This is a genomic window from Calothrix sp. CCY 0018, assembly GCF_963920925.1.
In the GTDB taxonomy this organism is placed as follows: Bacteria; Cyanobacteriota; Cyanobacteriia; order Cyanobacteriales; family Nostocaceae; genus Rivularia.
Genome location: NZ_CAWUDI010000036.1, coordinates 32,451 through 57,980, shown reverse-complemented (window position 1 = coordinate 57,980; position 25,530 = coordinate 32,451). Strand labels below are relative to the sequence as shown.

General features: G+C 37.8%; 19 protein-coding genes, 1 tRNA gene and 1 pseudogene. 13 read left to right on the top strand and 8 right to left on the bottom strand.

What is annotated here, in order from left to right; all coding sequences use genetic code 11:
• Nucleotides 1-248 precede the first annotated feature (248 nt).
• Complete coding sequence (locus ACM03V_RS23765) at nucleotides 249-758, top strand: DUF192 domain-containing protein (RefSeq protein ID WP_414623272.1); 510 nt, start codon at nucleotides 249-251, stop codon at nucleotides 756-758.
• A 494-nt stretch (nucleotides 759-1,252) separates the two neighbouring features.
• Nucleotides 1,253-1,480 carry a DUF2949 domain-containing protein gene (locus ACM03V_RS23760; RefSeq protein WP_414623271.1) on the top strand — a complete coding sequence of 76 codons (228 nt, stop codon included), beginning with the start codon at nucleotides 1,253-1,255 and terminating at the stop codon, nucleotides 1,478-1,480.
• Nucleotides 1,481-2,129: 649 nt separating this feature from the next.
• On the opposite strand, the gene ACM03V_RS23755 is transcribed toward ACM03V_RS23760, so the two are convergent.
• From ACM03V_RS23755 to lpdA, 3 genes are all read right to left on the bottom strand, one after another.
• A complete protein-coding gene (locus tag ACM03V_RS23755; protein WP_414623270.1) occupies nucleotides 2,130-2,381 on the bottom strand; it encodes a DUF5340 domain-containing protein in 252 nt (83 codons plus the stop codon).
• Nucleotides 2,382-2,495: 114 nt separating this feature from the next.
• A complete protein-coding gene (gene trpC, locus ACM03V_RS23750; protein ID WP_414623269.1) occupies nucleotides 2,496-3,386 on the bottom strand; it encodes an indole-3-glycerol phosphate synthase TrpC in 891 nt (296 codons plus the stop codon).
• 121 nt (nucleotides 3,387-3,507) lie between these two features.
• Nucleotides 3,508-4,938 (bottom strand): dihydrolipoyl dehydrogenase, encoded by a 1,431-nt coding sequence (gene lpdA / locus ACM03V_RS23745; RefSeq protein WP_414623268.1) that lies wholly within the window; start codon nucleotides 4,936-4,938, stop codon nucleotides 3,508-3,510.
• A gap of 290 nt (nucleotides 4,939-5,228) precedes the next feature.
• Here lpdA and ACM03V_RS23740 point away from each other — a divergent pair, with 290 nt between their 5' ends.
• Together ACM03V_RS23740 and ACM03V_RS23735 are read left to right on the top strand one after the other, a co-directional pair.
• The gene (locus ACM03V_RS23740) at nucleotides 5,229-5,573 is read left to right on the top strand and encodes a hypothetical protein (protein ID WP_414623267.1); all 345 of its coding nucleotides are present in this window, start codon (nucleotides 5,229-5,231) and stop codon (nucleotides 5,571-5,573) included.
• The gene (locus ACM03V_RS23735; RefSeq protein WP_414623266.1) at nucleotides 5,570-5,995 is read left to right on the top strand and encodes an HNH endonuclease; all 426 of its coding nucleotides are present in this window, start codon (nucleotides 5,570-5,572) and stop codon (nucleotides 5,993-5,995) included. The genes ACM03V_RS23740 and ACM03V_RS23735 overlap by 4 nt, the downstream gene beginning before the upstream one ends.
• Before the next feature lie 258 nt (nucleotides 5,996-6,253).
• Here ACM03V_RS23735 and ACM03V_RS23730 read toward each other — a convergent pair whose 3' ends face one another.
• The gene (locus ACM03V_RS23730; protein ID WP_414623265.1) at nucleotides 6,254-8,518 is read right to left on the bottom strand and encodes a caspase, EACC1-associated type; all 2,265 of its coding nucleotides are present in this window, start codon (nucleotides 8,516-8,518) and stop codon (nucleotides 6,254-6,256) included.
• A gap of 309 nt (nucleotides 8,519-8,827) precedes the next feature.
• Nucleotides 8,828-8,914: transfer RNA gene (locus ACM03V_RS23725), tRNA-Ser, on the bottom strand.
• A 101-nt stretch (nucleotides 8,915-9,015) separates the two neighbouring features.
• Between ACM03V_RS23725 and ACM03V_RS23720 the strand changes: the two genes are divergently transcribed.
• The 3 genes from ACM03V_RS23720 to ACM03V_RS23710 all read left to right on the top strand — a co-directional run bounded on the left by ACM03V_RS23720 (nucleotide 9,016) and on the right by ACM03V_RS23710 (nucleotide 10,965).
• Complete coding sequence (locus ACM03V_RS23720; protein WP_414623264.1) at nucleotides 9,016-9,384, top strand: 2Fe-2S iron-sulfur cluster-binding protein; 369 nt, start codon at nucleotides 9,016-9,018, stop codon at nucleotides 9,382-9,384.
• Between the two features lie 67 nt (nucleotides 9,385-9,451).
• Entirely contained in the window at nucleotides 9,452-9,976 is a 525-nt protein-coding gene (locus tag ACM03V_RS23715) for a thermonuclease family protein (RefSeq protein ID WP_414623263.1), read from the top strand.
• Nucleotides 9,977-10,146: 170 nt separating this feature from the next.
• Nucleotides 10,147-10,965, top strand: a complete 819-nt coding sequence (locus ACM03V_RS23710) for an inositol monophosphatase family protein (RefSeq protein ID WP_414623262.1) — start codon at nucleotides 10,147-10,149, stop codon at nucleotides 10,963-10,965.
• 247 nt (nucleotides 10,966-11,212) lie between these two features.
• On the opposite strand, the gene ACM03V_RS23705 is transcribed toward ACM03V_RS23710, so the two are convergent.
• On the bottom strand, nucleotides 11,213-12,499 hold the full coding sequence (locus ACM03V_RS23705; protein ID WP_414623261.1) for an AAA-like domain-containing protein: 1,287 nt from the start codon (nucleotides 12,497-12,499) through the stop codon (nucleotides 11,213-11,215).
• A gap of 234 nt (nucleotides 12,500-12,733) precedes the next feature.
• On the opposite strand from ACM03V_RS23705, the gene ACM03V_RS23700 reads away from it, so the two are divergent.
• The 4 genes from ACM03V_RS23700 to ACM03V_RS23685 all read left to right on the top strand — a co-directional run bounded on the left by ACM03V_RS23700 (nucleotide 12,734) and on the right by ACM03V_RS23685 (nucleotide 19,441).
• Complete coding sequence (locus tag ACM03V_RS23700) at nucleotides 12,734-13,735, top strand: tetratricopeptide repeat protein (protein WP_414623260.1); 1,002 nt, start codon at nucleotides 12,734-12,736, stop codon at nucleotides 13,733-13,735.
• Between the two features lie 63 nt (nucleotides 13,736-13,798).
• Nucleotides 13,799-14,698, top strand: coding sequence for a hypothetical protein (locus ACM03V_RS23695; protein ID WP_414623259.1), 900 nt, complete (start codon nucleotides 13,799-13,801; stop codon nucleotides 14,696-14,698).
• Between the two features lie 204 nt (nucleotides 14,699-14,902).
• Nucleotides 14,903-18,640, top strand: a complete 3,738-nt coding sequence (locus tag ACM03V_RS23690) for an eIF2A-related protein (RefSeq protein ID WP_414623258.1) — start codon at nucleotides 14,903-14,905, stop codon at nucleotides 18,638-18,640.
• 183 nt (nucleotides 18,641-18,823) lie between these two features.
• A complete protein-coding gene (locus ACM03V_RS23685; RefSeq protein WP_414623257.1) occupies nucleotides 18,824-19,441 on the top strand; it encodes a hypothetical protein in 618 nt (205 codons plus the stop codon).
• 509 nt (nucleotides 19,442-19,950) lie between these two features.
• On the opposite strand, the pseudogene ACM03V_RS23680 reads toward ACM03V_RS23685, so the two are convergent.
• Nucleotides 19,951-20,691: pseudogene (locus ACM03V_RS23680) on the bottom strand (formylglycine-generating enzyme family protein); the annotation flags it as partial.
• A 791-nt stretch (nucleotides 20,692-21,482) separates the two neighbouring features.
• Nucleotides 21,483-22,769, bottom strand: a complete 1,287-nt coding sequence (locus ACM03V_RS23675; RefSeq protein WP_414623256.1) for a DNA/RNA non-specific endonuclease — start codon at nucleotides 22,767-22,769, stop codon at nucleotides 21,483-21,485.
• 498 nt (nucleotides 22,770-23,267) lie between these two features.
• Between ACM03V_RS23675 and ACM03V_RS23670 the strand changes: the two genes are divergently transcribed.
• Both ACM03V_RS23670 and ACM03V_RS23665 read left to right on the top strand, forming a co-directional pair.
• Nucleotides 23,268-24,218: a DnaJ domain-containing protein gene (locus ACM03V_RS23670; protein ID WP_414623255.1), complete on the top strand. Its 951-nt coding sequence runs from the start codon at nucleotides 23,268-23,270 to the stop codon at nucleotides 24,216-24,218.
• Nucleotides 24,218-25,432, top strand: coding sequence for an ATP phosphoribosyltransferase regulatory subunit (locus tag ACM03V_RS23665; RefSeq protein ID WP_414623254.1), 1,215 nt, complete (start codon nucleotides 24,218-24,220; stop codon nucleotides 25,430-25,432). The genes ACM03V_RS23670 and ACM03V_RS23665 overlap by 1 nt, the downstream gene beginning before the upstream one ends.
• The last annotated feature ends 98 nt before the right edge of the window (nucleotides 25,433-25,530 follow it).

Here is a 25,530-nt window from a genome sequence, read left to right as displayed (position 1 = left end):
AATACAGCTTTTGGTTTAGGTTTAGCCAATTGAAGTATGAAGAAAATCTTAATTTATACAGCGATTTCAAATAAAAAATAGATGGTGGGGAATGCAGTATCTCGTTTCTTGGTTAAAATTGGCGAGCGAGACGCATACTGTAGCCTCATCCAAGAAATACGAGCGTCTATTCGCAATTCTTAATTCCTTCATACTGTTAAAATTATTGTCTAAAATCATCAAATTTTGGAGTAAAAATTAAAAATTACATGAATTATTGTCAAAGATTATTACCTATAGTATTAGGCATTTTACTTATAAGCTGTTCCCAACAGACACCAGCAAAATCTCCCGATGTCACCGTATCCCCACCTTCTCTGAGCGTGAATAATTTAGGTCAACAATTGCCAATTTCTGCTGTTGCGACTATTCCCGACGGTACGCAAATTCAGTTAGAAGTAGCGCAAACACCACAACAACAAGCAATGGGACTGATGTACAGACCACCTTTGCCTGACAACCGAGGAATGGTATTTAACTTTCCCTCTGCCCAACCAGTTAGTTTTTGGATGAAAAATGTACCAGTTGCCTTAGATATGGTTTTTCTGCGTAAAGGAGTAGTCCAATATGTTGAAGCTTCCGCACCTCCGTGTACAAAAGAACCTTGCCCTACTTACGGTCCGAGAACTCTTATCGACCAAGTAATTGAATTACGTTCTGGGAGAGCTGCCGAACTAAACTTAAAAAAAGGAGATAAAGTAACAATTAAATCACTATAATCCCAATAATTACTTAATAAATAAAACAGCACATCTGCTTATATAGCTTAATAGATATATGTTTAAGTGAATTTAGAGAAAAAAGTATCAATAATAGTGGTATAAAAAGAGGTTGTGATGTTAAGATTTGCATTGCTGCTAGTCTAATACTAAGCTTTTGAGTCCAAGTCAAGTCAAAATTTATATTCGATCGCAAAAATATTCCTTTTGGTGTACGTATAAACAGCTGCAAATGGGGGAGTATAAGCTATGGAATCTTTGTTACAAGAAATGAAAGACGGCGATCGCCACTTAAGTATAAAGTATTAAACTTTTTGAAATTAAGTGAAGTATTGTTTGAGACTATTGATATAAATCAAGCTAAAATATTTATTTCTGTCGGTTCTCCTTTGCTGTCTTGCATTGGACAAACTGTACTCAACTGTTTTTTAAACAACCGTGCAGTGATACATGAATTACTAGCTACTAGCTACTGATAAAGAATGGATAGATATATGACAATACACCCTACCCAAGGAGGTGAGACAAAAATGACACAATCTACTTATTCGCGACTGATTCGTTTTTTGCAAGATGATTTATCGATTTCTACGGCTTCCCTAGCCGTAGCCTTGCGGCACAGCGAACAAGATCCAGGCCCTTTACCGATGATTCTGTGGCAGTATGGTTTAGTAACTTTAGAGCAGTTGGAGCAAATATACGATTGGTTAGAAACAGCATAGGCTGTCTCGTTAGCAATAGGGAGAAATTATTGATGTTGTTGCAAAAACTCCACTTTTTGCGAAGACTGATTCTGGATGTAATCATATATAAATTAAAAGAGCGAGTTGAACATTCAACTCGCTCTTTAGATTTTAGATTGAGAGTTATGAGCTATGAGTTATTTTTCCCATCCCCCCATCTCCCCATCCCCCTTGTCCCCTTGTCTCCCCATCTCCCGTTCCCCAAATTAATTATTTTGGAATCACAATTAAATTTAATGGTATATTAAATGTCTATTTTATTATTTATGCTAAGTAGCTCGACGTGAATAAATATAGTTGTGATTTGTCATTGCGACGAGGTACGAGGAAGCAATCGCAACCGTTTCGGGCTTTTTACATTTCGTTACATAGTTAGTTTTATTTTCGCTAACTTACTTATCTGTACAATAAAGCCATTAGATTAGCAGTCTAAAAAAACTGTTGTAGGGCAGGACAAAGATAGTATGTAGTTTAGGTGCCAAAGCTATATATAGCGCTCCTCACATTTGCTATATTGAACTACAGTTTCTTTCTATGCTCTCACGGTAAATAACCCAAGAGAAGATAATGGTAATCCTTTTTATTTATGTTGCCGCTTTCAGCCCTACTAAGTTACGGTAACTTTCGGTTACTCAGAAGCTGCGATTTGTTCGGAGTTAATGTGATTGATAGACCAGCGGTGCGAAACTTCCATAGAAGAAATCTGACAGACTTGTTCTAAGTGTTTTTGTTGGACGGCTGCTTTACGAAGGGTAATAATCAATTGATTTACCTGGTTCCGTAAATTAGGATTTTGATTAACTGCATTCATGGTTTGTCTTTCGAGTAATTGCAGCAGCAATTCGTAATGAATGGGTGAAGGAAGAGGAATTTGCTCCATGAAGTTTAAAATATAGTTGGTAGGGTTGAGGCTCTAGCCAAGCTCAAGGTATGTGATAAATGAATTGTTACACAGCCAACAGGTGGATTGTTGCAAGTCCTAAAAAAAAGTTGGTTATGAAAAATTTGCAAACAGATTGGTAATAGACTTTGCTGGATCTTGCTGTTTTACTAGGGATTCACCAATCAATACAGCAGAGGCACCACAAGAGGCGACTAAACTTAAATCCGATGGAGTATGCAATCCTGATTCGCTAACAACAAGGATATTACGTGAGAGCAATTGTTTAGTCCTTGCCTGTAATAACTTACAAGTAGTTTGCAAGTCAACAGAAAAGTCTTCTAAATTACGATTATTGATACCAACTAGGGAAACACCATCTACAGCTAAAACGCGGTCAAGTTCTTCTAGAGTATGAACTTCAATCAAAGGAGTCAGCTTTAAAGCATTAGCGATTTTGACAAAATACTGTAAATCTTGGTCGCTGAGTACCGCTGCTATAAGTAAAACTGCATCAGCACCGCGAAGACGTGCCATATACATTTGATAAGGATAAATAATAAATTCCTTGCACAGCAAAGGTAAATCTACAGCAGCCCTGACTTTAGATAAATTTTCAAAACTGCCTTGGAAAAACTTTTTATCTGTAAGTACCGAAAGACAGCTAGCACCACCGAGTTGATACTCCTGAGCAATTTGTACCGGGTCAAAATCTTCCCGTAAAACCCCTTTACTAGGAGAAGCTTTTTTTACTTCTGCAATTAAAGCTGGTTTAGTTTTACCTTGACGTAAAGCTGCCAGAAAATCGCGAACTGGTGGAGCATTAGGGACTTGACGCTGCAAATCCTGTAAAGATTGCTTCTCGCGCATTTGGTCAACTTCAGCTTCTTTATACCAAACAATTTCTTCTAAAATATTGCTTGGCTCGGCATCAGCAGCAGCAATTTGATACCGCAATGACATTACGGCAATATCGGGATTTGGGGGACGACGGCGGATTTGCATTGGTAATTGGTAATTGGTAATTGGTAATTGGGAAGAGCGGGAGATGGAGAGATGGGGAGAACATTTTAATTCTTAATCCCTAATTCCTAACTCCTAACTCCTAACTGTTAACTGTTCACTGTTAACTGACAGCCGCTCGTTTGTATGCTTCATCCAAGACTTCGGAAAGTGTGGGATGGGCGTGGACTAAATGAGCGAGGGAATTTACACTTTGACGATTGGCGATCGCCGCACTTGCTTCGTGAATAATATCGGCTGCGTGAAGTCCGAAAATGTGGACTCCCAGCACTTCTCCTGTATCTTTGCGATAGACAACTTTGGCGATTCCGTCGGCTTCTCCTTCTGCTAAAGCTTTGGAATTACCTTTGAAATAACTTTTACTTACACCAACTTCAAATCCTTGGGCTTCACCTACTTCTTTAGCTTGTTCCTGTGTCATTCCCACATAGCTAATTTCTGGATGAGTAAATGCTGCTGCGGGAATGCTGGCATAATCAATTTCCTTTGTTCTACCGCAAATATTTTCAACTGCTGTAATCCCTTGAGCCGAAGCAGCATGAGCCAGCATCATTTTGCCAGTAGCATCGCCAATCGCCCATAAATGAGGTACGGGTTCCCCTTGACTTAATACTGCCATCGAGTCATTGACTGGAATAAACTTGCGTCTATCGAGTTCAACGCTCACCGAATCTAAACCTATATTTTGTGTGACTGGAATTCTGCCGGTAGCTACCAAACAAGCATCAACTTCCAGCACGTCTACATCTTCTTTAGTTTTAAAATCTGCCAATTCAATTACTACCGGCGAACCAGGAGTAATTTTTTTAGCGTATATTCCCGAATAAGTTTCAATATCGCGAGGATTTATTAATACTCTTTGGGCAAGTTTAGCAATATCGCGGTCAAATCCCGGCATTAAATCGGGTAAAGCTTCGATCATAGTGATTTCGCAACCCAAAGCCGAGTAAACATCGGAGAATTCTAAACCGATGTAGCCGCTACCGACAATTGCTACCCATTGCGGCAACCATTCTAACTTTACAGCTTGGTCGCTAGTAAACACGGTTTTACCATCAACTTCAATCCCCGGTGGAACAAAAGGAATTGAACCAGTAGAAAGAATAATATCTTTAGCTGTGATAGTTTTTTCACCATCGGGCGTATCAACCGTCACCTTTTGTTTTCCGGTTAATTTACCCCAACCTTGAATAATATCAACGTTTAAACGCTTGAGAGAATTAGTTAAATCTCCTTGAATCTTCGCTACCAAATTATTGGCATGGTTAGCGATGTCACCTCTTTCAAATCGAACGTTATCAATTTGAATACCCATCGACTTGAGATGGTAAGCATCGCGTAACTCCCGCACTCTTCCAGAAGCAGCAAGTAAAGCCTTCGAGGGGATACAGCCACGATTAACGCAGGTTCCCCCCATATCAGCAGCTTCAATAATTGCAGTTTTCAATCCGCAACTCACGGCGTGTAAGGCAGCGCCATGTCCGCCTACTCCAGCGCCTACAATCACCAAATCGTAATCAAATGACTGACTCACCTATCTATTACTCCGCGTGCTTTACCGTATTAATTCTTAACTGAGTGCAGCGATACTGCAAGTGTTTTTTATTTTAAAGTCTTGCCAAACTCAATATTATAGTTTTTGCTACCAAGATAGTTAAGTTTGCTTTGCGATTGTTTACAAGAACTATTCTAACTATTCATTAATATAAATGTGTCTGGGAATACAAAATTTGCCTTCTGGGTGGTTTTTTGTAATTGGCTTTAGTTAATATTGATGGTAACAAGTTTTATCTGAAAAAATCATTGTAAAGGGAATTAAGGATTATGGCAGAATCAACACAGTATCTTACCAACAAACAGGGAGAAAGAATTGGAGTATTTTTAGATTTGGAAACTTATCATAAATTGATAAATCAATCAGTAGTAGATTCTGAACTTTTGAGCAATTTAAGTTTAGATGAATTGCAAGCGTTAGCAGATATCAAGTTATCTATAAATACTCAAACTGAATTAAATGATTTATTAAAGCAGAGTACTGAGAATCAACTATCAACTGATGAAAGCGCTACTTTGAATGATTTATTGACAAAAGTTGACCAGCTAAATATTCTAAAAACTAGGGCTAGATATACCTTAAATCAACTTCAGGGGTCATCGAGAGTGGCGTGAGTGTTTATATTCGAGTAGATTTACAACGACGAATTCGTAATCATTTTAGTAACTGCTGTGCTTATTGCCGTACAGATGAATCCCTTACAGTAAGCACTTTTGAATTTGAACATATCATTCCTCGTTCGGCAGGAGGGAAAAGTATCTTTGAAAATCTCTGCTTGGCTTGCCCTTCTTGCAATAGATACAAAGCTTATCGTCAAACAGCATTTGATAAAGTAAGTCAACAAGAAATTACTTTATTTCATCCACATCAACAATTATGGTCAGAACATTTTGCTTGGAATGAAGATAGTACAGAAATTATCGGACTTACAGCAGTTGGAAGAATAACAATTTCTGCGTTGAAAATGAATCGTTCGCAAATGAATCGTGTGCGTAAGATGTGGGTAACAATGGGCGAACATCCACCGTCAAATTAAATGATTAGAATTAAAGCAATATTCAATTTCAGTTAAATATTGAATTTAGATTAATCAAAAATTATAAATAATGACTTATGAAAAGATAGACAGAAATATTGATGTTGGGTTACGGCGCATTCTCAATACTAAACATATCATAAATAATTTGTGCGCCTTTAACCCAACCTACCACTTAGTTTAAAGAAATCATCTGGATTGATTTGAAATAAAATGTAACGTTACATAAACAATTATAAGAGCAATATTCCCAATTATCTATTCTCCTGAAATCATTTTTAGTAATTCCTCATATTTTTCCTGGCTGAGACGATAAACTTCTGGTTCCGGTTTACCAACAATATGTCCTTGAATATAAGTTACGCCTATTTTTTTTAATTGATATAAACTAATTGGAGTATGTTCATCAACACCTTCAACTATTACATTCGGTGGATATAAATTATTTTCTTTAACAATTTGATGAACGAAGCGAATAATTAAATCGCTAGATTGATGATGCAGAATTTCGCGGTCAATTTTAACGTGACATGGATTCAAACCAACTAGTCGAGAAACTGAAGCATAACCAACTCCGAAATCATCGATAGCAAATCGAATATTAAATTGATGGACGTATTCTAAAAGTTTATTTTTGAAAAAAGCTAAAGGATTCTCTAATTTAACACCATTGTGAAATTGCGGTAATTCAGATTTTTCAGAAATTTCTAAGATCAAATTTCGTGGTGAAATGATATCTTCTTCTAAAACTTCTCTAACAGTTTCAAAATATGCGGTTCTAACTAATGATTCTGGATATACATTAACTGATAATGGAACAACATCACTCAATCTTCTTTGTTTTGATTTTCTCGCTTCTTTATAGCTTTTTACTGCAATTCTAAGAAAATATTGGTCTAACTCAACTTTAAATCGAGAACCCCATAATTCTGCGGCTTCAAATAGATCGACAGGAGCAGTTAAGCTTTGGGTATCTCTAGCTAAAGCTTCCCAACCGCTGATAAAAAATTCATTGGCATCTATACAAATAACGGGTTCAAAATAAACAACCATTTTCTGCAACCGTTCGCAAAATAGTTGAAAACGTCTTTCGTATAGCGACTCAGAGACAAATTGAAAATCTTTTTTTAAAGCATCAATAATTGCGGCTTCTACTAATGTAGGTTCTAAAAATATTTGACTGCTTTGATAAAAACTAGACAGAATTTTACCGTAGGCATTTCCTAATAAATGCGAATTTCTAGGCAAACCGCAAATTACCATAATTTCAGCTTGCGGAGGCATTTTTAACGGTATCATCACAAAAGCATTGGCAGAGCCTTTAGCATACTCGTGAATTTTGTAAGTGCCGTGATGCGAGGGATTAAAAACTGATTCATGAGAAATAATTGGAAAAATTGTTGTATTTAATATATTAATGTAAGCATTTTTATCTATATTTTCTGCTAAATTACTTTGTGTTTTAACAAAACAGTTATCCTGACTATCATTTTCGAGTATAAATACAAAATCGGCTTCAGAAGATTCTCTGATAATTTCTAATATTTGGATTTCAAATTCCGAGTTAATAGATAAGTTATTTGCTCTATCGTTAATGAAAAAGTTTTCAGTGAGTCTGGTAATTAAAATTTTAATCAAAAAATCAAACGGTTCTAAAAAATTAGGTAAATAATCAACTTGTAATTCATCTTTAGCGCTTTCCTCTTGCAGCATTCTTCCCAACTTTAATTCCCCAAAACTTATTTGATTTTTAGCAAGCGGAGAACTTAGCTGTTGAGCTAAACACACTTTTGCCAACTGAATCTTATAACCTTCTTTAAAAGCATAAATCTCAGGCTTACTTTTGGGTGCAACTTGCTGCATTCTAGTGCGAGTATATTCATGCAGTTCATCAACTGAAATTACACCATCACCATCTAGATCCGCCTTGCCATTTTCAATTCCTTCGACAAGGTAGCGGGTATAAATTGAATGATTTGATGCCTGTTCTTCAAAAGAATATTGAGTAGAAGTAGAAGAAGTTAAAACTGCCGCATCTTCCCCTCCCAATTGATTTTTAATATCTACATCACCATCATTTTTCACCGTCATACCTCTAGCAAAAGCACCACTAAAGCAGCAATCAAGAATTATTACTTGCCTGCGACTTGGGCTTTTATCCATGATATTGTGGACAAAACTTGCGGCGACAGTGCTTGAAGTAATCAATTGCCCGTTGGGATGCTTGCAAGTTTGACTGCTCGCTAAATAAAGATTGCCATTATCATCTTTAATCCCATGCCCCGAAAAATATAGCAATACCAAATCGTGCTTCTGGCAATTAGAGAAAATTTTCTCAATTTCCATTCCCATATTTGGTATCTGCGGATTTTTCAATACTTCGATATTATTTGGGGAAAAACCACCCATGTCTGGATGTTGTAAAACACGTTGCATTGCATCAACATCTTTAAGGGCACCTGGTAGGGGATTCAATTCATAGTCATATTCGCTTACCCCAATCAGCAATGCCAACTTTTTCATTTTTTTACCTATACCGATCGCTTACTTAAATCCCATTTTGAACGCTTAAGGAATTACACCTTGCGGACATTAAGCCCTGCTAATCGGAATGTTAATTTTCAATTGTAGCTTTATCATAAGGTTTGCTTAACGTCATCATTACTTTTACAGCCCGGACTGCGTATTCAAGCTACCTTTAGTGATACAAGTCACAGCAATAGTTGAATGCGCGATTCAGAGCTTAAAATTTTAAGTTTCAAGATTATACTCAGCAAAAAACCTACGTACAGAAAGAATGAAGTACGTAGGAATAATATAGCTTGAATAAAATGGAGAGGGAGGGATTCGAACCCTCGTTACCCTTTCGGGTAAACAGCATTTCCAGTGCTGCGCCTTCAACCACTCGGCCACCTCTCCAGGTGCAGTGCCACAAGAAGACATCTTACATTGAAATCAAATAAACTGCAATCCTTGAGAGAATAATTCTATAATGACCGAATTCAAAACCCGAAATCATCATGTCCTCTACATATAAAGTCACAGTTCGAGATAAAGCAAAAGGGATTACACATACCTTGGAAGTTCCTGGCGATCGCTACATTCTGCACAGTTTTGAGAAACAAGGTGTAGATTTACCGTTTTCCTGTCGTAATGGTGCTTGTACCACTTGTGCCGTCAAAGTTATAAAAGGAAATATTTCTCAACCCGAAGCCGTGGGATTATCCCCTCACCTGCAAAGAAAAGGCTATGCATTATTATGCGTTAGCTATGCCTGTTCCGACTTAGAAGTAGAAACCCAAGACGAAGACGAAGTTTACGAACTTCAATTCGGACGTTATTTTGCCAAAGGTAGAGTTCGTAAGGGATTACCGATTGAGGAGGATTGACAGTTAGCAGTGAACAGTTAGGAGTTTATAGTTATTACCTTTAACCTTTAACCTTTGACCTTTTTTGATGAAAAAAGTAGTTATTTTCTTTTGTTGTTTACTATTGCTGGGGTGCCAAGCTAAAAAAGACACATTCCAAGCGGGAACGGTACCAATTAAAGTGGTGCGGGTTGTTAGCGGACAAACTTTGCAGGTTATGGGTTTTCGTGAACAGCCTAATTTGATTTCTGAAGTGCGTTTGACGGGTATCAGCGCCCCTCCTACACGTCAACGTCCTTGGGGAGAAGCTTCTAAAAAACGTTTGACAGAGTTGATTCAAGACAAATCTTCACCCGTAAGATTAGAGTTTGACGTAGAAGCCAAAGATAAATTTGGACGAACCTTAGCTTACGTATGGAAAAATGAAACGTTAGTAAACGAACAGCTTGTTAAAGAAGGACACGCAATATTTGTAGCGCGATCGCCAAATCACAAATACGATTCACGTTTGGAACAGGCACAGCATTGGTCTAGACTGATGGGTGAAGGAATTTGGAACCCCGAAGATCCCATGCGTCTTTCTCCCTCCGAGTTTCGCCGCGTTTACAGGTGATGGGGAGATGGGGAGACAAGGGGACAAGGGGACAAGGGGAGGGGGAGATAGGGAGAAGAATAAATAATTATTACCAATGCCCTGCGGCCCCATGCCCAATTCCCAATTACCCATTCCCAACTCCCAACTCCTAACTCTAAACTTTTAACCTTTAACCTTTAACCTTATTTATGTCTGACTTACAAATTTTTCTAGATATTGCTACAGAAGCAGCGCTGTCTGCTGGTGCTGTTTTGCAAGGTTATTTGGGTAAGGTGGAAGATAAAACTGCGGAAAAACGTCCGGGGGATTTGGTGACGGCAGCCGATAAAGCTTCGGAAGTTGTGGTTTTAGAAACTTTACGCCGTCATGTGCCCGAACACGCTATCCTTGCTGAAGAATCTGGGAAGTTAGGCAATCAAAATCAAGAATATCTTTGGGCGATCGATCCTTTGGATGGTACAACTAATTTCGCTCATGAATATCCGTTTTTTTCGGTTTCCATTGGGCTTTTAATTAACGGCGTTCCGCAAGTTGGTGTAATTTACGACCCCTCACGCAACGAATTATACCGCGCCGCTCAAGGGTTAGGAGCAACCTGCAATCGCCGCCCTATAAGTATTTCTAAGACTTCGGAATTAAGTAGAAGTTTGTTGGTAACAGGTTTCGCTTATGACCGTCGGGAGACTGACGATAACAACTATACAGAATTTTGTCATTTAACCCATTTAACTCAAGGAGTAAGGCGTGGTGGCTCCGCTGCACTCGATTTAGCTCATGTTGCCTGCGGGCGTTTGGATGGATATTGGGAAAGAGGACTTTCACCGTGGGATATTACTGCTGGGGTGATTATTTTACGGGAAGCTGGTGGAAAAGTTACGGCTTATGATGGTAGCGATTTCAAGATGGATTCGGGAAGAATTTTAGCTACTAACGGGCATATTCATCAAAGTTTGAGTCAAGAATTGGGGAGAGCTTCTGATGTGTGGAAAGTTGAGAAGAAAGGTTAGAAATTTTACCCTACACCCGCTTATGGGTGAGGCTATACAAACAAAGCCCCTTCGGGTAAGGCTAACGCCTCGCTCCGCTAACGGCAGTCCCCTCGTACTGCGGGAGACAACCCACGGGGCTGCTCTCACCACCTGCGTGGGCTAATAAATTCTTAACCCACGCAGGTGGGTTTTGCCTGTGTAGCAGTGGTTTCAACCGCCGGATACTTTAAAACTTTTTCCTCTATTCCCCATTCCCTCTCAAATCCTAAATCCGCAAAAACTGACGATATAAATTACAGCGCGGAAATACATTATCTCCCTGCAATTTGATCAATCCCATACTTTGTAACTTAAATTTAGTAACTGTTGATAATGTAGGGTTACTATTATTAACTATATCTTTCATAGCCTCTGCTAATTCCGGTTGTTGCGTCAGAATTAAGCTTTGACGGCGTAAATGTTCTGCAAAAATACTCTTCGGAGTTGTAGAATTTTCTAATATTTGATTTAAAGTAATATTTTCGCTAGCTATATGATAGAGAGTAAGACGGATTAAAAACGGATGCCCGCTCACCAACGTCATTAATTGATCGACATCGGTATCATTCCAATTAAGTTGATGTCTTTGCGCTAAATCTAAAATTTGTTTACTATTAAATTCAGGTAATTCTATCGATAACCCGACATTAAATGGTGATTGATTGATATCGAGAGGCACGTAAACTTCTGTAGAATGTACAATTATTAGTTGTAGCTTTTTCCAAATTTCTCGTCGTTTACCTTCTTCGTGTAAAGCCCGCAGCAATCCAAAAAAATCCCGATAAATTTCTGGATATTCAAATATTTTATCAACCTCATCTAAACCAAGAGTTAGGGGTTTATTGATAGTTGGTAATAAATACTCTTCAAAATAAGCTTTACAAGCCATACTGCTACCAACAATTGATGCTAAATCCCAATATTCATCAATTTTATTGGGAATATTTAAAGCTAAACCGACGCTGGCACAAAACCAACGTAAAAACTTATCTAAACTGACAAAAATCTGCCCTGCTGCAAGTTGAAAATCTAAAGTTACAGTACTATCTCCTTGAAATTGCGATTTATCAATAATTCTTGCTAGAAGCGAACTTTTACCCATCTGTCTGGGTGACTTAATTCTGATTAAAGCACCGGGTTGATTAATTTGTTCGTAACATCGTTCTTCAATTGGCGATCGCACAACATAAAATGCTGAATCTAAGGGTACTTGTCCAGATGGATGTTCGAGAGACAAATTAGATGAAGATATTTTTGAATCCGATATTGTAGGTGTTATAGGTGAAGTTTCTACCGTTAAATCGGCGATATCTTGCCATTCCAAACTTAAAGCACGACAAATTTCTCTAAAATTCAAATAATCTACAGGTTTACCGTTAAGAAAACTGCTGATAGTAGATTGAGAAATTTGTAAATACTCAGCTAAATCAGTTTGACGAATATAACCATTACGAGGTAGAGAAGACTTTACCTTAGAGATAAATTCAGAACGTACTTTAACTGAGCGTGGCATATTTTGACCTCTCTCCAAACCTCTCTCCTGCAAGGAGAGAGGCTTTAATAATTACTCCCCTCCCCTTGCAGGGAAGGGGTTAGGGGTTAGGTTTACGTTAGATTCAATCTCGTTACAAAGTCGATACGTACTCGATATACTCCCATGTCAACTCAGATATCGTTGAGGTTAAATGAGATTAGTAGGAATCACTAGTCCTAATTCTACTAAAAACTATTCCTGCATTACATAATTATGAAATTTGCATTCTCTATACCTACCGTATTAGCTCATACATCATCTATTTTGCTGCTAATTTCTCTACCATTAATTACACCAATCCTAGCTTCTAATAATCCTGATGAATGCAGAACTCCTAAACCACCACAGCTTAATATAGCGGCTGACTTCATAAACATGGGATTGTTTCAACTGGAGTGCGAAAAAGATTCCCAAGCTGCAATTTCTTCTTACACGCAAGCAATTAAGCTGAATCCTGAAGTAGAAGCTACCTACTATGAACGTGGAAACGCTTACTATAAAATTGGGAATTACAAAGCCGCAGTTAAAGATTATACCGAAGCAATAAATAAAGATATGGGTAGGGGTTGGAGTGACAGGGCATATTGGAACAGAGCTAGGGCTTATGAAAAATTAGGTGAAAAACAAAAAGCAATTTCCGATTTGACTCAAGTTATTAGTAAAAGTCAGAACTATGCTGAAGCTTATATTCGTAGAGCAAATATGTATCGCGATTTAGGAAATAAAGAAAATGCTATTCAAGATTATAAAGCAGCAGACAAAATCTTACAGCAACAGTTAAATGGGGTTTTTGGAAATGGTGGTATGGACTCCATGAATCAAGAAATGTTCGATACAGTTAGAACTGAATTATCACAATTAGGGGTAAAACTTCCAGAGCCGGATCTTACCACTGCGAATATTTTAAAATCAATTGCTGAAATGGAAGTTGAGCGAGCATTAAATTCAGTAAAGTACAATCCTCAGCACCCCACAATTCGGCAATTTGACGCTCAACTTCAGGATTTATACAAACAACTTGAAAACACGCAACTACAGCCAGATAAAAGAACAGTAAAAGACCTGATAAATAATGCAACATATGAAAAAATGGGAAGTTTGATAAAAGTGCGATCGCAACTTACAAAAAAGTATACTCAAACGCATCCAGAAATAATTTTTATTGATAATGGGATAGAGCAATTACAAGCATTAATTAGCCGTAATCTGATGTAGTTTTAGTGGAACCTACGAACGCTAATCCTAATCTTAAATAATATCGCTATCGATTAAATAATTATGAAATTTCGATTATCTATAACTTCTATAATTGCTCATACATCATCTGTTTTGTTCTTAGGTTTTTCACTACCATTACTTGCACAAATTTCAGTTCCTGATGATTATCACGTATGTAAAATAGTAACTCCACAAACTTTTGATTCAGCGCAGAACATTTTGAAGATAGCAGGAGTTCCAAAAAGTTGCTTTGCTTACATGATAAAGCAACATAAAAAAACCGTGTTAAGCGCAGAGCGGTGGGAATTCTATGAGAAAGCTATGGATTATGAAAAATCGGGTGATAAACAAGAAGCAATCTTAAATTTGAATAGATATATTGATGGTAATGACTCCTTTATTAGTGCTGATACTTATATTCACAGAGCTAATCTGTATCGGGATTTAGGAGATAAAGAAAATGCTATTCAAGATTACAGAGCAGCAGATAAAGTATTGCAGCAAGAATATAACGGGGTAAATGGAAATGGTCAGATGAATAACATAACCCTAAATGAATTAGATAAAGTTAGAACTGAATTATCACAATTAGGGGTATCACTTCCAGAACCGGATCTTACCACTGCGAACATTTTAGAATCAATCGCTGAAATAGAAGTTGAACGAGCGATAAATTCAGCAAGATTGACACCTCAACACCCGATGATTCGAGATTTTGACGTTAAACTTCAGGACTTATATAAACAACTTAAAACCACGCAGCCGCAGCCATATAAAGGGACAGTAAAAAGCCTGATTAATAATGCTGCTTATCGAAAAATGGAAGATTTGCAAGCACAAAAATCACAGCTTGCAAAAAGGTATAGTCCAGTTCATCCAGAAATAGTATTAATTAGCGATCGCATAAAACAATTAGAAGCGTTAATTAGTCGTAATCGGATGTCTTTGCAGGGTGCGTAACTAGGCTGTTGACTTTGTACCTCTTTAGGGGATTGAAAATCATGCAAAAAACGTGTTTTCTCCTTAGATAAATCCCTCTCCCCCTCCCCTCTCCCCTTCTCCTGGAGAGGGGTGCCGGAGGCGGGGTGAGGGACTGCTGGTTGCGATTGTTACCTTATATAAAAATTATTTAAAACTGCTATATCCCCTATTCCCAATTCTCAAATGAACAACAATTTTTCATACAAAGTTGGTGGAAGCCTCACGGAAGATGCTCCCAGCTACGTAGTTAGAAAAGCCGATTTTGACCTTTATAACGAATTAAAAGCAGGCAATTTTTGCTATATTTTTAATTCCCGACAAATGGGTAAAACTAGCTTACAAGTTCGTACCATCAAACGATTGCAAGCTGAAGGAATCGCTTGTACCACAATTGATATTTCTGGAAGAGGTAGTCAAGATATCAATCCAGAACAGTGGTATGCAGGAATTGTTTATACGTTGGTTGCTAATTTTGGCATAGCTAACCCCAGCGAATTTATTAGAACATCGTGGAAGAAAAACAGCGAATTATCTCCTCTACAACGTTTGGATATATTTATTGAAGAAATATTATTAGAAAACATCAAATCTAAAATAGTTATTTTTATTGATGAAATCGATAGTATTTTAAGCTTAAACTTTCCCTGCGATGACTTTTTCTCTTGGATTAGAAGCTGTTATGAAAAACGTAATTTGAATAAAGAGTTTAATCGGATTACTTTTGTGCTTCTAGGAGTAGCAACACCAAGCGATTTAATCGCGGATAAAGTCAGAACACCTTTTAATATTGGTAGTGCGATTCAAGTTAATGGTTTTCAAATAGATGAAATTACACCTTTAGCATCGGGATTAATAGAAATTGAAAATCCCCAAGCTGTTTTAAAAGAAGTTTTAGATTGGACTGGAGGACAACCTTTACTTACACAGAAGTTATGCGATTTATTAGTAGGTTATCCGCAGTTAACAAGTCAAGATGTAGAAAAAATTGTCAGACAGCAAATAATTGAAAATTGGGAATCGCAAGACGAACCACCGCACTTAAAAACCATCAAAGATAGAATTTTGAGAAGCAAGCATAATACTGGTGCATTGCTTGGTTTATATCAGAAAATTTTACAGTTAGGACAAATACCCGCTGAAGATAGTCCGGAACAAATTGAATTACGGCTATCTGGATTAGTTGTAGAAAATCAGGGATATTTAAAGGTTTACAACCGTATTTACGCCACAGTTTTTAATTTGAATTGGGTAGAGAAAGCACTTATGAATTTAAGACCATATTCGGAAGCATTATCAGCTTGGTTTGCTGCAAATTGTCAAGATAATTCTAGATTATTGCGAGGTAAAGCATTAAAAGACGCTAATATTTGGGCTGCTGATAAAAGTTTAAGCAAGCAAGATTATCAGTTTTTAAATGCTAGTCAGGAATTGGAAAAACAAGAAATAGCTCTCGCTTTATCTCTTCAAGAAGAAGAAAGTCGCATATTAGCACAAGCTAACGATACTTTAACTGCGGCTCAATATAAAGCTAAACGACAAATTCGCGTTGGTGGTGGTGTTTTAATTTGTTCTGTGATTGGAGCAATGATTGCTTTTATAGGAGCAAATTATCAATTGCAAGAAGCTCAAGAAGGTACGAAATTAGAAAGAGCCGGAGTTACAGCGCTAAAACAGTTTGAAACCAAACAAATAGAATCTTTAGTAACAGCAATGGATGCGGGACAAAGGTTGAAAAAACTTGTTAACGATGGGCGTTCCATAGAAAACTATCCTGCAACCAGTCCGCTTTTAGCTTTGCAAACCATAACCAATAATGTCCGCGAATTTCAACAATTTATAGCTCATGAAGGTACTATTACAAGTGTCAACTGGAGCCATGATGGAAAATATCTTATTACTGGTTCCACAGATAAAACCGCTCGAATTTGGAATTTATCAGGTAAGTTGATAGTTCCACTAAAAGGACATCAAGGAGGAGTATATAGTGCTGAATTTAGTTCCGATGGTAGGCATATTCTCACTTCTTCTAAGGATAAAACAGTTCGTATCTGGGATTTTTCCGGGTCACAATTAGCGATACTTAAACATCAAAAATGGGTAAATAGTGCTAGCTTTAGCCCTGATGGAACACGTATAATTACTACATCTCAAAAACCACAATCTGAGAATAGTGGCTATGATGAAAACATAGTTCGTATTTGGGATTTATCCGGTAATTTATTGTTGCAGCTTAAAGATACAGTTAATACTGCCAGTTTTAGCCCAGATGGTAAATATATTCTTACTACTTCCAACGATCAAACTGCTCGGATTTGGGATACATCAGGTAAACTGGTGCGGACATTTTCGGAACATTCAAAGGCTGTTAGCAGTGCTTATTGGAGTCCAAACGGAAAATATATTTTAACTAACTCTGATGACTCCTATGTATGGGATGTTTCAGGTAAAAAAATTGCACAATTTAAAGTAGATAATAAATGGAAAATAATGGATGCTGGTTTTAGTCCCGATAGTCAGCGTATTTTTGTAACCACATCTGAGAAAACTCTTGTTTGGGATTTATCTGGTAGGCTAATTAGAGAAATAACAAATCAGAAAGAACTGAATAGTAATGCAGAATTTAGTCCTGATGGTCAGCGACTTTTTACAACTGACGACACGATAAAAGTGTGGGATATAAGAGATGGTGCTGCAAAAGCATGGGATTTATCTGCTGATTTAATAGCTGAGTTAGTAGGAAATCAAAGTAGCCCCCGTTGGAGTCCTGATGGAAAATATATTGTTACTTATGGATTCGATAAAAAAGTTCGTATCTGGAATTTATCCGACGAAAGATCGGCAGTTACAACAACTATTAAATCCAAAGATGCGATTACTGAAGCAAACTGGAGTCCAGATGGTAAATATATTGTTACCCCAACTAGAAATTCTATATTAATTTGGGATAATTATGGTAAAAAGTTAGCAATATTTCAAGGACATTCAGATGTAATCCATAATGCTGATTTTAGTCCAGATGGCAAAAAAATAGTTACAGCATCAGCTGATAAAACTGCTCGTGTTTGGGATACGTCAGGTAAACAGTTATTATTACTTTCGGGACATAAGAAAGGAGTAGTATATGCAGCTTTTAGTCCAGATGGTAAGTATATATTAACTACGATTGATGATAAGGAAACTAAAATTTGGTCGAATTCGGGTAAATTAATCTCTACATTCAATGCTAAAGGTATGATCTGGAGTCCTAATAGTAAATATATTATTGCTAAGTTTGATTATGACGGCAAAAATTATTCTAGTTTGTGGGATATTTCGGGTAAAAAAATAGTAGAGTTTCCAGTAAGTGAAAAAAGTTATCTTGGTGCTAGCTTTAGTCCAGATGGAGAGCGTATTGTTGCAACAGAAGGAGGAATATTAACCATTTGGAATACATCAGGTAAAAAACTATCAGAATTCAAAACGAATCAAGATATTTATAGCCCTAGTTTTAGTCCAGATGGAAAACGAATTATTGCTACTTCCACAAATAATATGGCGATTATTTGGGATACGAATGGTAAACAATTAGTTGAAATACCTCATCAAGCTCTGGTTATGTATGCTAAATTTAGCCCGGATGGTAAGCGTATCCTCACAGCTTCAAATGACAAAAAATTTAATATTTGGGATACTTCAGGTAAGCAGCTTGCAGAATACAAGTATTCATCTACCTTCATAACGGAAGCTCAATTTAGCCCAGATGGTAAATATATTCTCGCGCACATTCAAGGTAATCAACCTCAAGGAAATGAAGTGCTGATTTGGTCAATTGAAGAATTAGATGGGTTATTAACAAAGGGATGCGAGAAGTTAAAAGATTATCTTGATAGTAATGCTCAAGTACGGGAAAAATTAACGGTTTGTCGGAGTAATGAGCAATAGTTTACTTTACTTGGCGGTTGAAACCGCAGCTACACAAGCAAAACCCGCCTGCGCGGGTTAAGAATATTAGTCCACGGAGGTGGACTTCGCCTGTGTAGTAGCGGTTTCAAGCGCCAGATACTGTATTTATTACAATAAAAATATATTTATTCATCTATCATTCTTACCACAAAGTGAATTGTAATGGCATTTAGCAATTATAAAAGTATCGCTGCGGTACTTAAAAAATTTCAAATAAAATACGTGCAAACTAACTTTATGCTGGAAGTTGAGTTTCCAGTTAAAGATTCATTTAGAGAAGAATTAGATTTATTATTTACAGATGGAGTTGTCGATAACTCAAAAGATGCTATTTGTGAAAATCTTATTTATCCAGTTTTAAAAGAAGTTTGGAAAGCTTATCGAGATAAATTAACACTTTGGAGTCATCAATCATTAACTTATGATGAAGACTTATCTGGTGTTCCTGACTATACAGTAGCGCAAAGAAATCCTCTGTCTACAATTATTTTTGATAAACCTTATTTTTTGACGGTTGAAGCTAAACAAGACAAATTTGAAGAAGGTTGGAGTCAGTGTTTAGCAGAAATGATAGCGGTACAGCGAATAAATGATGATTTAGATAACGATGTTTTTGGGATTGTGTCTAATGGTAAAATATGGCAGTTTGGCAAGTTGAATTTACAAGTGTTTACGAGAAATAAAAATTTGTATGTAATTCAGGATTTAGATCGGTTATTTGCAGCAGTTAATTATGTTTTTCAACAGTGCGAATTAAAGGTTAAAAACAATTTATCTTGATTAGGACTTACGCAACTGGCATATTTTACTCGTAGGGTGCTATGACGCTTTAATAAATTTTGTACGTGGTTACAATACTTGTAGCGTCACGCACCAAAAATGTATTAGTTGCGTAATATCAAATCCGTTGGCATCGGAATTATATTTTTTTTGAACGCAGAGGAGCGCAGAGTTTTTTCCGATCATATTTTTTATCATTCCGATATAAGAGGATGTTTGAAAAGTCAAAAAGGTTACTTAAAACCTCTCTCTAAATCTCTCTCCTACTAGGAGAGAGACTTTGAAACCCTTATTATTCCGTTTCCCTTCCCTAATAGGGAAGGGGTTAGGGGTTAGGTTTCTAGGATTTTGATGTTAAACATAATACGCATTCTTACATCCTCTAAGCGGAAAAGATATAAGTCCTACATAACCTCAATTTATGAAATAAAATTTTAACGCTCCGCTCCGCTAAAAGAGAGTAAAGAATAAAAGAGCAAAGGGCAAAAGGGCTAAAGTATAAAGGGCTACTAAGGAGTCCTCCCAACCCCGCAGACAACACGAAAACCAACAAGGTTGCGGTTGTCGCGCGTAAGATAGCTGTAGCGAGACGCGGAACGGCAGAGTTCAGGACGGTAGAGCCAGGAACCACCCCGCAGTATTTGATCAGGATTATCATTATCAATCCATGCACTCCCATCTTTGGGCGCACCATTGTAATTACTATGCCAGGTATCTTAGCACCATTCCCAGACGTTTCCGTGCATATCGTATAGCCCAAAAGCGTTGGGTGGAAATTCTCCTACTGGGGTAGTTTGTTTCCTGTATTCTCCTTTTGGTTCCGAAGCATGGGTTTTGCTGGCATGATAATTAGCTAACTCATCAGTAATCGTTTCACCAAAGTGAAATGGTGTAGTAGTACCAGCACGACAAGCGTATTCCCATTCTGCTTCACTGGGTAAACGATAAGTACGTCCTGTTTTTTGACTCAACTTTTTGCAAAATTCCACAGCATCATTACAAGAAACCATTTCTATGGGACGTTTATATCCCTCACAGTGAGATGGATTTTTACCCATCACTTGCTGATACTGTTCTTGGGTGACTTCAAACTTGCCCATAAAGAAAGCGGGTACAGTTACATCGTGCTGTGGAGTTTCATTTGCTGGCGAACCCATTTTAAATGAACCACCAGGAATGGAAACCATTTCTAGAGTTACACCATTACCCAAATCTTCGGTAAAGTATTCAGCTTCACCTTGCTCTTTATTATTTAAACTACTGTGGATTCAAATACACATTTTTTTGCCTTAATATTATCATTTAGATAAAATTTCGGTATATAGCTCAGCAAAGCACTATAAATACAATTCACAATTCAGTCCTATTTATCTGACATCTTGCACCATTCTCAGTTAGCCTTCACAACCGCCTTGGAATAAATTCCCAGGCTCATACACAAAGTACGTTAAAACGCACTAAAAGCCTTTGCCAGTCCTATTTATAGGACTTTTGCTTTGAGCCCCTTAATTGCATTCCCTGGCGGTGTTGAGACTGGTGCAAGATATGAGCGCCCCAGGAGGGGAAGTTAAAAGTCAAAAGTTAAAAGTCAAAAGTATTAAACCCCTCGCAACGAATGAAACTAGCACATTTTTTGGCTTAGGCTGAAACCTTCGTTATATAAGGGTTTAAAAATGTGCTAGTTAGGAGATTTATCTGACATCTTGCACCATTGTTATTAAGCCCAAATGCCCACCTTGTAAGCCGGAGGCTTTCTCGCAGAGAAATCAATTTCGAGGCTCATATGCAAAGTACGTTAAAACGCACTAAAAGCCTTGCCTAGTCTGATTTATCAGACTTTGTTTGTGAGCCTGAGAATTTATTCTAAGGCGGTGTTGAGAATGGTGCAAGATGTCAGATTTATCGGAATTTCGCTTAAGAGCGGGGAATTAGATTCCCCGTCAGGCTGGGATAAAACACTACACAATCAATTTTGACGAGTTTGTAGTGAGGATTTTAATCCTCGGTATAAGAGTTAAAACTCTTACTACGAACTTTTAAATCAACCCCGACGCAAAAACCTCACCGTAAAATCTTCCCGCTCAACATCTTTCGCAGTGTAATTAACTCGATCGATTCGTCTCCCTTTACCTTGATTGTCATACAAACTAATAACCCCACCACGATTGGATAACATCACCGGATTTAATGGCTGTATCCTCACCGCTTCCCCAGGTTGTAAAATCCTTTGTTGCTCTTTCAAAATCGAATTTAACTGCAACGATTCATGCTTGGTATCCGATAATGTCCAACCTTCTAAATTAACTGGCTCCGAAGAAAGATTGATTACAGAAACCCATTCGGATTCTCGTTCATCTCCCGAAGGATTCACCATCGCAGCAGCAATAAAAATGGCAGCATTATCTACAGCAACTGAATCTCTAAGTTCACCTTTGGCAATCATTTCAGCAGGTGCATCAACTTCAATTCGTTCGGGAAACTGTGCGATATGAAGAGCTTCTCGCTTTTCGGGATTTTCGTTGAATAACAAAGGATTTTTCTCGTAAATCTCATCGTCAAATTCCAAACCCGTTAATCTTTCAATTTCAGTAATTGTTACCTGATAAGTTTGAAAATTAAACAGTTTATTACCTTCTTTGTCCCTTAAAGCTTCTTCGTCTTGAAACATCAGAAAAGCTCGCACATCAAGTTCATTGCTATCTTTATTTACAAAGCAAACAACCTTGAAGAAAGCCGACGGAATCAATGCAGATTCTCTTCCCGGTGGGGTAATGGTGCGAGGAAAATCACCGTAAACTGGCCCGGTGAAAACGGTTATTTTACCATTACTATCTAAATCGAGGTCAAATACCCAATTTTCTAGCGCTAACCATTCATCTTGATTAAAGTTTTCGTGCTGTAGCGCTGCATTGGGATAATAAAAGGTATCATCGGAAGCTCGTTTGGCTTCCCTTTCTGTTTTCCCCCAAGCCAAACTACCTCGTCTCGCTAAATGTCCTCTATCCCAAGGATTGTTGCGATAGTAGTCGTTATCAAGTTGAAAATCGGCACCGATACGAGTATCAATATCCCAACCCCGCTTCCTTGGTACATTTTTAATCAGATTTTGGTCGATATTTGCACAAGTAACAATAGTCGATCGCCTAATCCGATTGGTAATGATGGAATAATTAATATAGCTAGCAAAAATATCATCTTCTAATAGGGAACTACGGAGTACATCCCCTGCGATCGATGGAGCAAAGCTGGGTACGGGAAGATTAATCCCATTCCCTAGAAAGTCGGGATTGTAGCCTGCCATAATATTGCCCTTGTAAATTTCACTCATAGTATAAGGTTCGTAGTAGCGCTTTAGCGCATCCGAATTCAGAAATATGATGTGAAAACGGCGCTACTACGAACAATGATTTTCATCACTTCGGAAATTACGCAGATAAAAGCGCTCAAAACCCCCGCTTTATAAATATTCAATGAAAAAATCTATAAATTAATTTCAAATTAGCTTTCTTTGCTCAAATATAAAATTCAATAAATCTAACTAGAACAAATTGATAAATAAGTATAAATTAACTAAGGAGCAATCAAATAATTCAGTTATTTTGCTGAAACGATAACATATTTAATTTAATAAATACTGCTATATTTCCCTAAATTTTACCGTTGAAAACACGATTATATATAAAAACCCGATTCTGACTACGATGATTAACTAGTAACTGATACTGGTAATTAATTGAAAATTTACGAACAATCAACTACTGACAAACACCCAAGGGATAGAAGTAAACTAGTAAGATTAATGTTCTTTTTTGTATAAAATAGCTTTATGTCTTTTAAATTAGAACGCGGCCTATTTAAGTATGATTTTATAGATTATCACGCCATCTTGTGCGTTCGAGTGGATGCAGATGCTTCGGAAATTCGCAAACGCTACCTTCAAATTGCCCGTCGCTTGCATCCCGATAGCTGTGCTAAAGCTGATGATGAGGAAAAACGCCTAGCGAGCGAACTATTATCAAAGTTGGTAAATCCAGCTTACGAACATCTTCATCAAGAGAAGAATCATGCCGAACATAATGCTGTTTTAGTGCAAATAGCAAAGCGTTTAGCTCAAGATTCTTCTGTGGAATTAACTACCGACAATGCCAGACAGTTAGCAAGTACGCCGAATTATGAGAGCGCTTACAAAAATGCTATATCCCACGTAGCTAAGATTCAATATAATTCTTTAGCGCAAGCTGTAGAAGCTATTTCTCAAATCAGCGAGTTGAATTTAGTTTATTTGATGCGGAGTGCGGGTAAGTCTTTAAAATCAAATTCGTCTTCATCCACCGTGTCTGGTGGCTCTAATACAAATAATACTGCTGCTGCGGGAAATAATTCAGCACCACCCCAACCCAAAGAAGATCCAGTTTTTGCTGGGTATATGCGCCGTGCCCAAGAATTGATTGTGAAGAATCAATTATCACAAGCTCGGGTTGAATTGCAGGATGCGATCAAAATGAAGCCTTCGAGCAATCAGTGTCACAGCTTGATTGGAGTGGTTTACATGAAGCAAAATCAAATTAAAATGGCGAAAATTCACTTCGATCGCGCTTTGCAATTAGATCCTAAAGATGCAACCGCCTTAGAAGGGAAAGCTAAAATTGATAAGTTTTTAAAGAAAACTGCACCATCAACTGGTAAAAAGAGTACTGTGAGTGCTGCTGCGAGTAAATCTTCAAAGTCTGAAAGTGGCGGCTTATTTGGTGGATTGTTCGGTGGGAAGAAAAAATAATGGTGTATCAACCTCCAGCGGGAGCCAGGGATTTATTACCCTTAGATGTCGCTCAAAAACGCTGGATTGAAGACAGATTAGAAGAAGTGTTTCAAGGTTGGGGTTATCACAGAATTATCACCTCAACCTTAGAACGAATTGACACATTGATGGCAGGAGGTGCAATTGAACGCTCAACGGTGATTCAACTGCAAAATATTCAAGATGAAGAATTGGGATTGCGTCCAGAATTAACGGCTTCTATAGCCCGTGCTGCCGTAACGCGCATGGCTGGCGTTGATTTTCCGCAACGGCTGTATTACAACGCCAACGTCTTCGGAAGAACACCAGAATCTAAACACAATAGCCAGCAAGAATTTTATCAAGCTGGAGTTGAATTATTAGGTGGTGGCGGTTTAGTTGCAGATGCAGAAGTATTGCTATTAGTAACCGCTTGTTTGCAAGCACTCGGATTACAGAATTGGCATTTAATTGTTGGTGAAGCCGAAATTACTCAATCTTTACTCAAAGCCTTTCCCGCCGACTTACAAAGTAAAATTCGTAGCGCCATCGTTCATTTAGATAGAGTAACTATAGACACCTTACCTCTAAGTGAAGAACATCGCGATCGCGCTAAAGTAATGTTAGATTTACGCGGGAAAAGTGCCGATGTTTTACAAAAGATCGGTACTTTAAATCTCGACTCCGGGCAGCAAGAAGCGGTTAACAACCTCAAAGCTTTAGTTGAGTTGATCGAATCCCAGGGAAACTGCTCCTTAATTCTGGATCTCAGCTTAATTCAAACCTTTGACTACTACACCGGATTTGTATTTGAAGTAGTTAGCGACATCGATAACGAAGCGCGAGTTATAGGAAGCGGTGGACGTTACGATAAACTCTTAGGGCTATATCATCCCCAAGGTAAAGACATACCAGGTACCGGCTTCGCCTTATTTATAGAAGATTTATACCACGTGCTATCAGCTTCTAAGCAATTACCGCAGCCTAAATTAGCGAGTGATTGGCTAGTAGTACCAGAAAATTCCAGTGCCACTGCCGCAGCTTTCGCTTATGCCGAAAAACTGCGTTCCTCAACTCATTTAGTAAAAGTAGAAATGGAGTTGAGTGGAAGAGATGCACAAACAATAAAAAAATACGCACGCGATCGAGAAATTGCTCAAATTGCCTGGATCAAAGCCGACGGTTCAAAACAAGTTGAATCAGTTAGTAGTTAGTAGTTAGTGGTTAGTGGTTAGTAGTTAGCAGTTGAAGATTTACAATTTACAAGAGTACGAATCGAACTGTGGTAACAAATTACTGTTAACTGTTCACT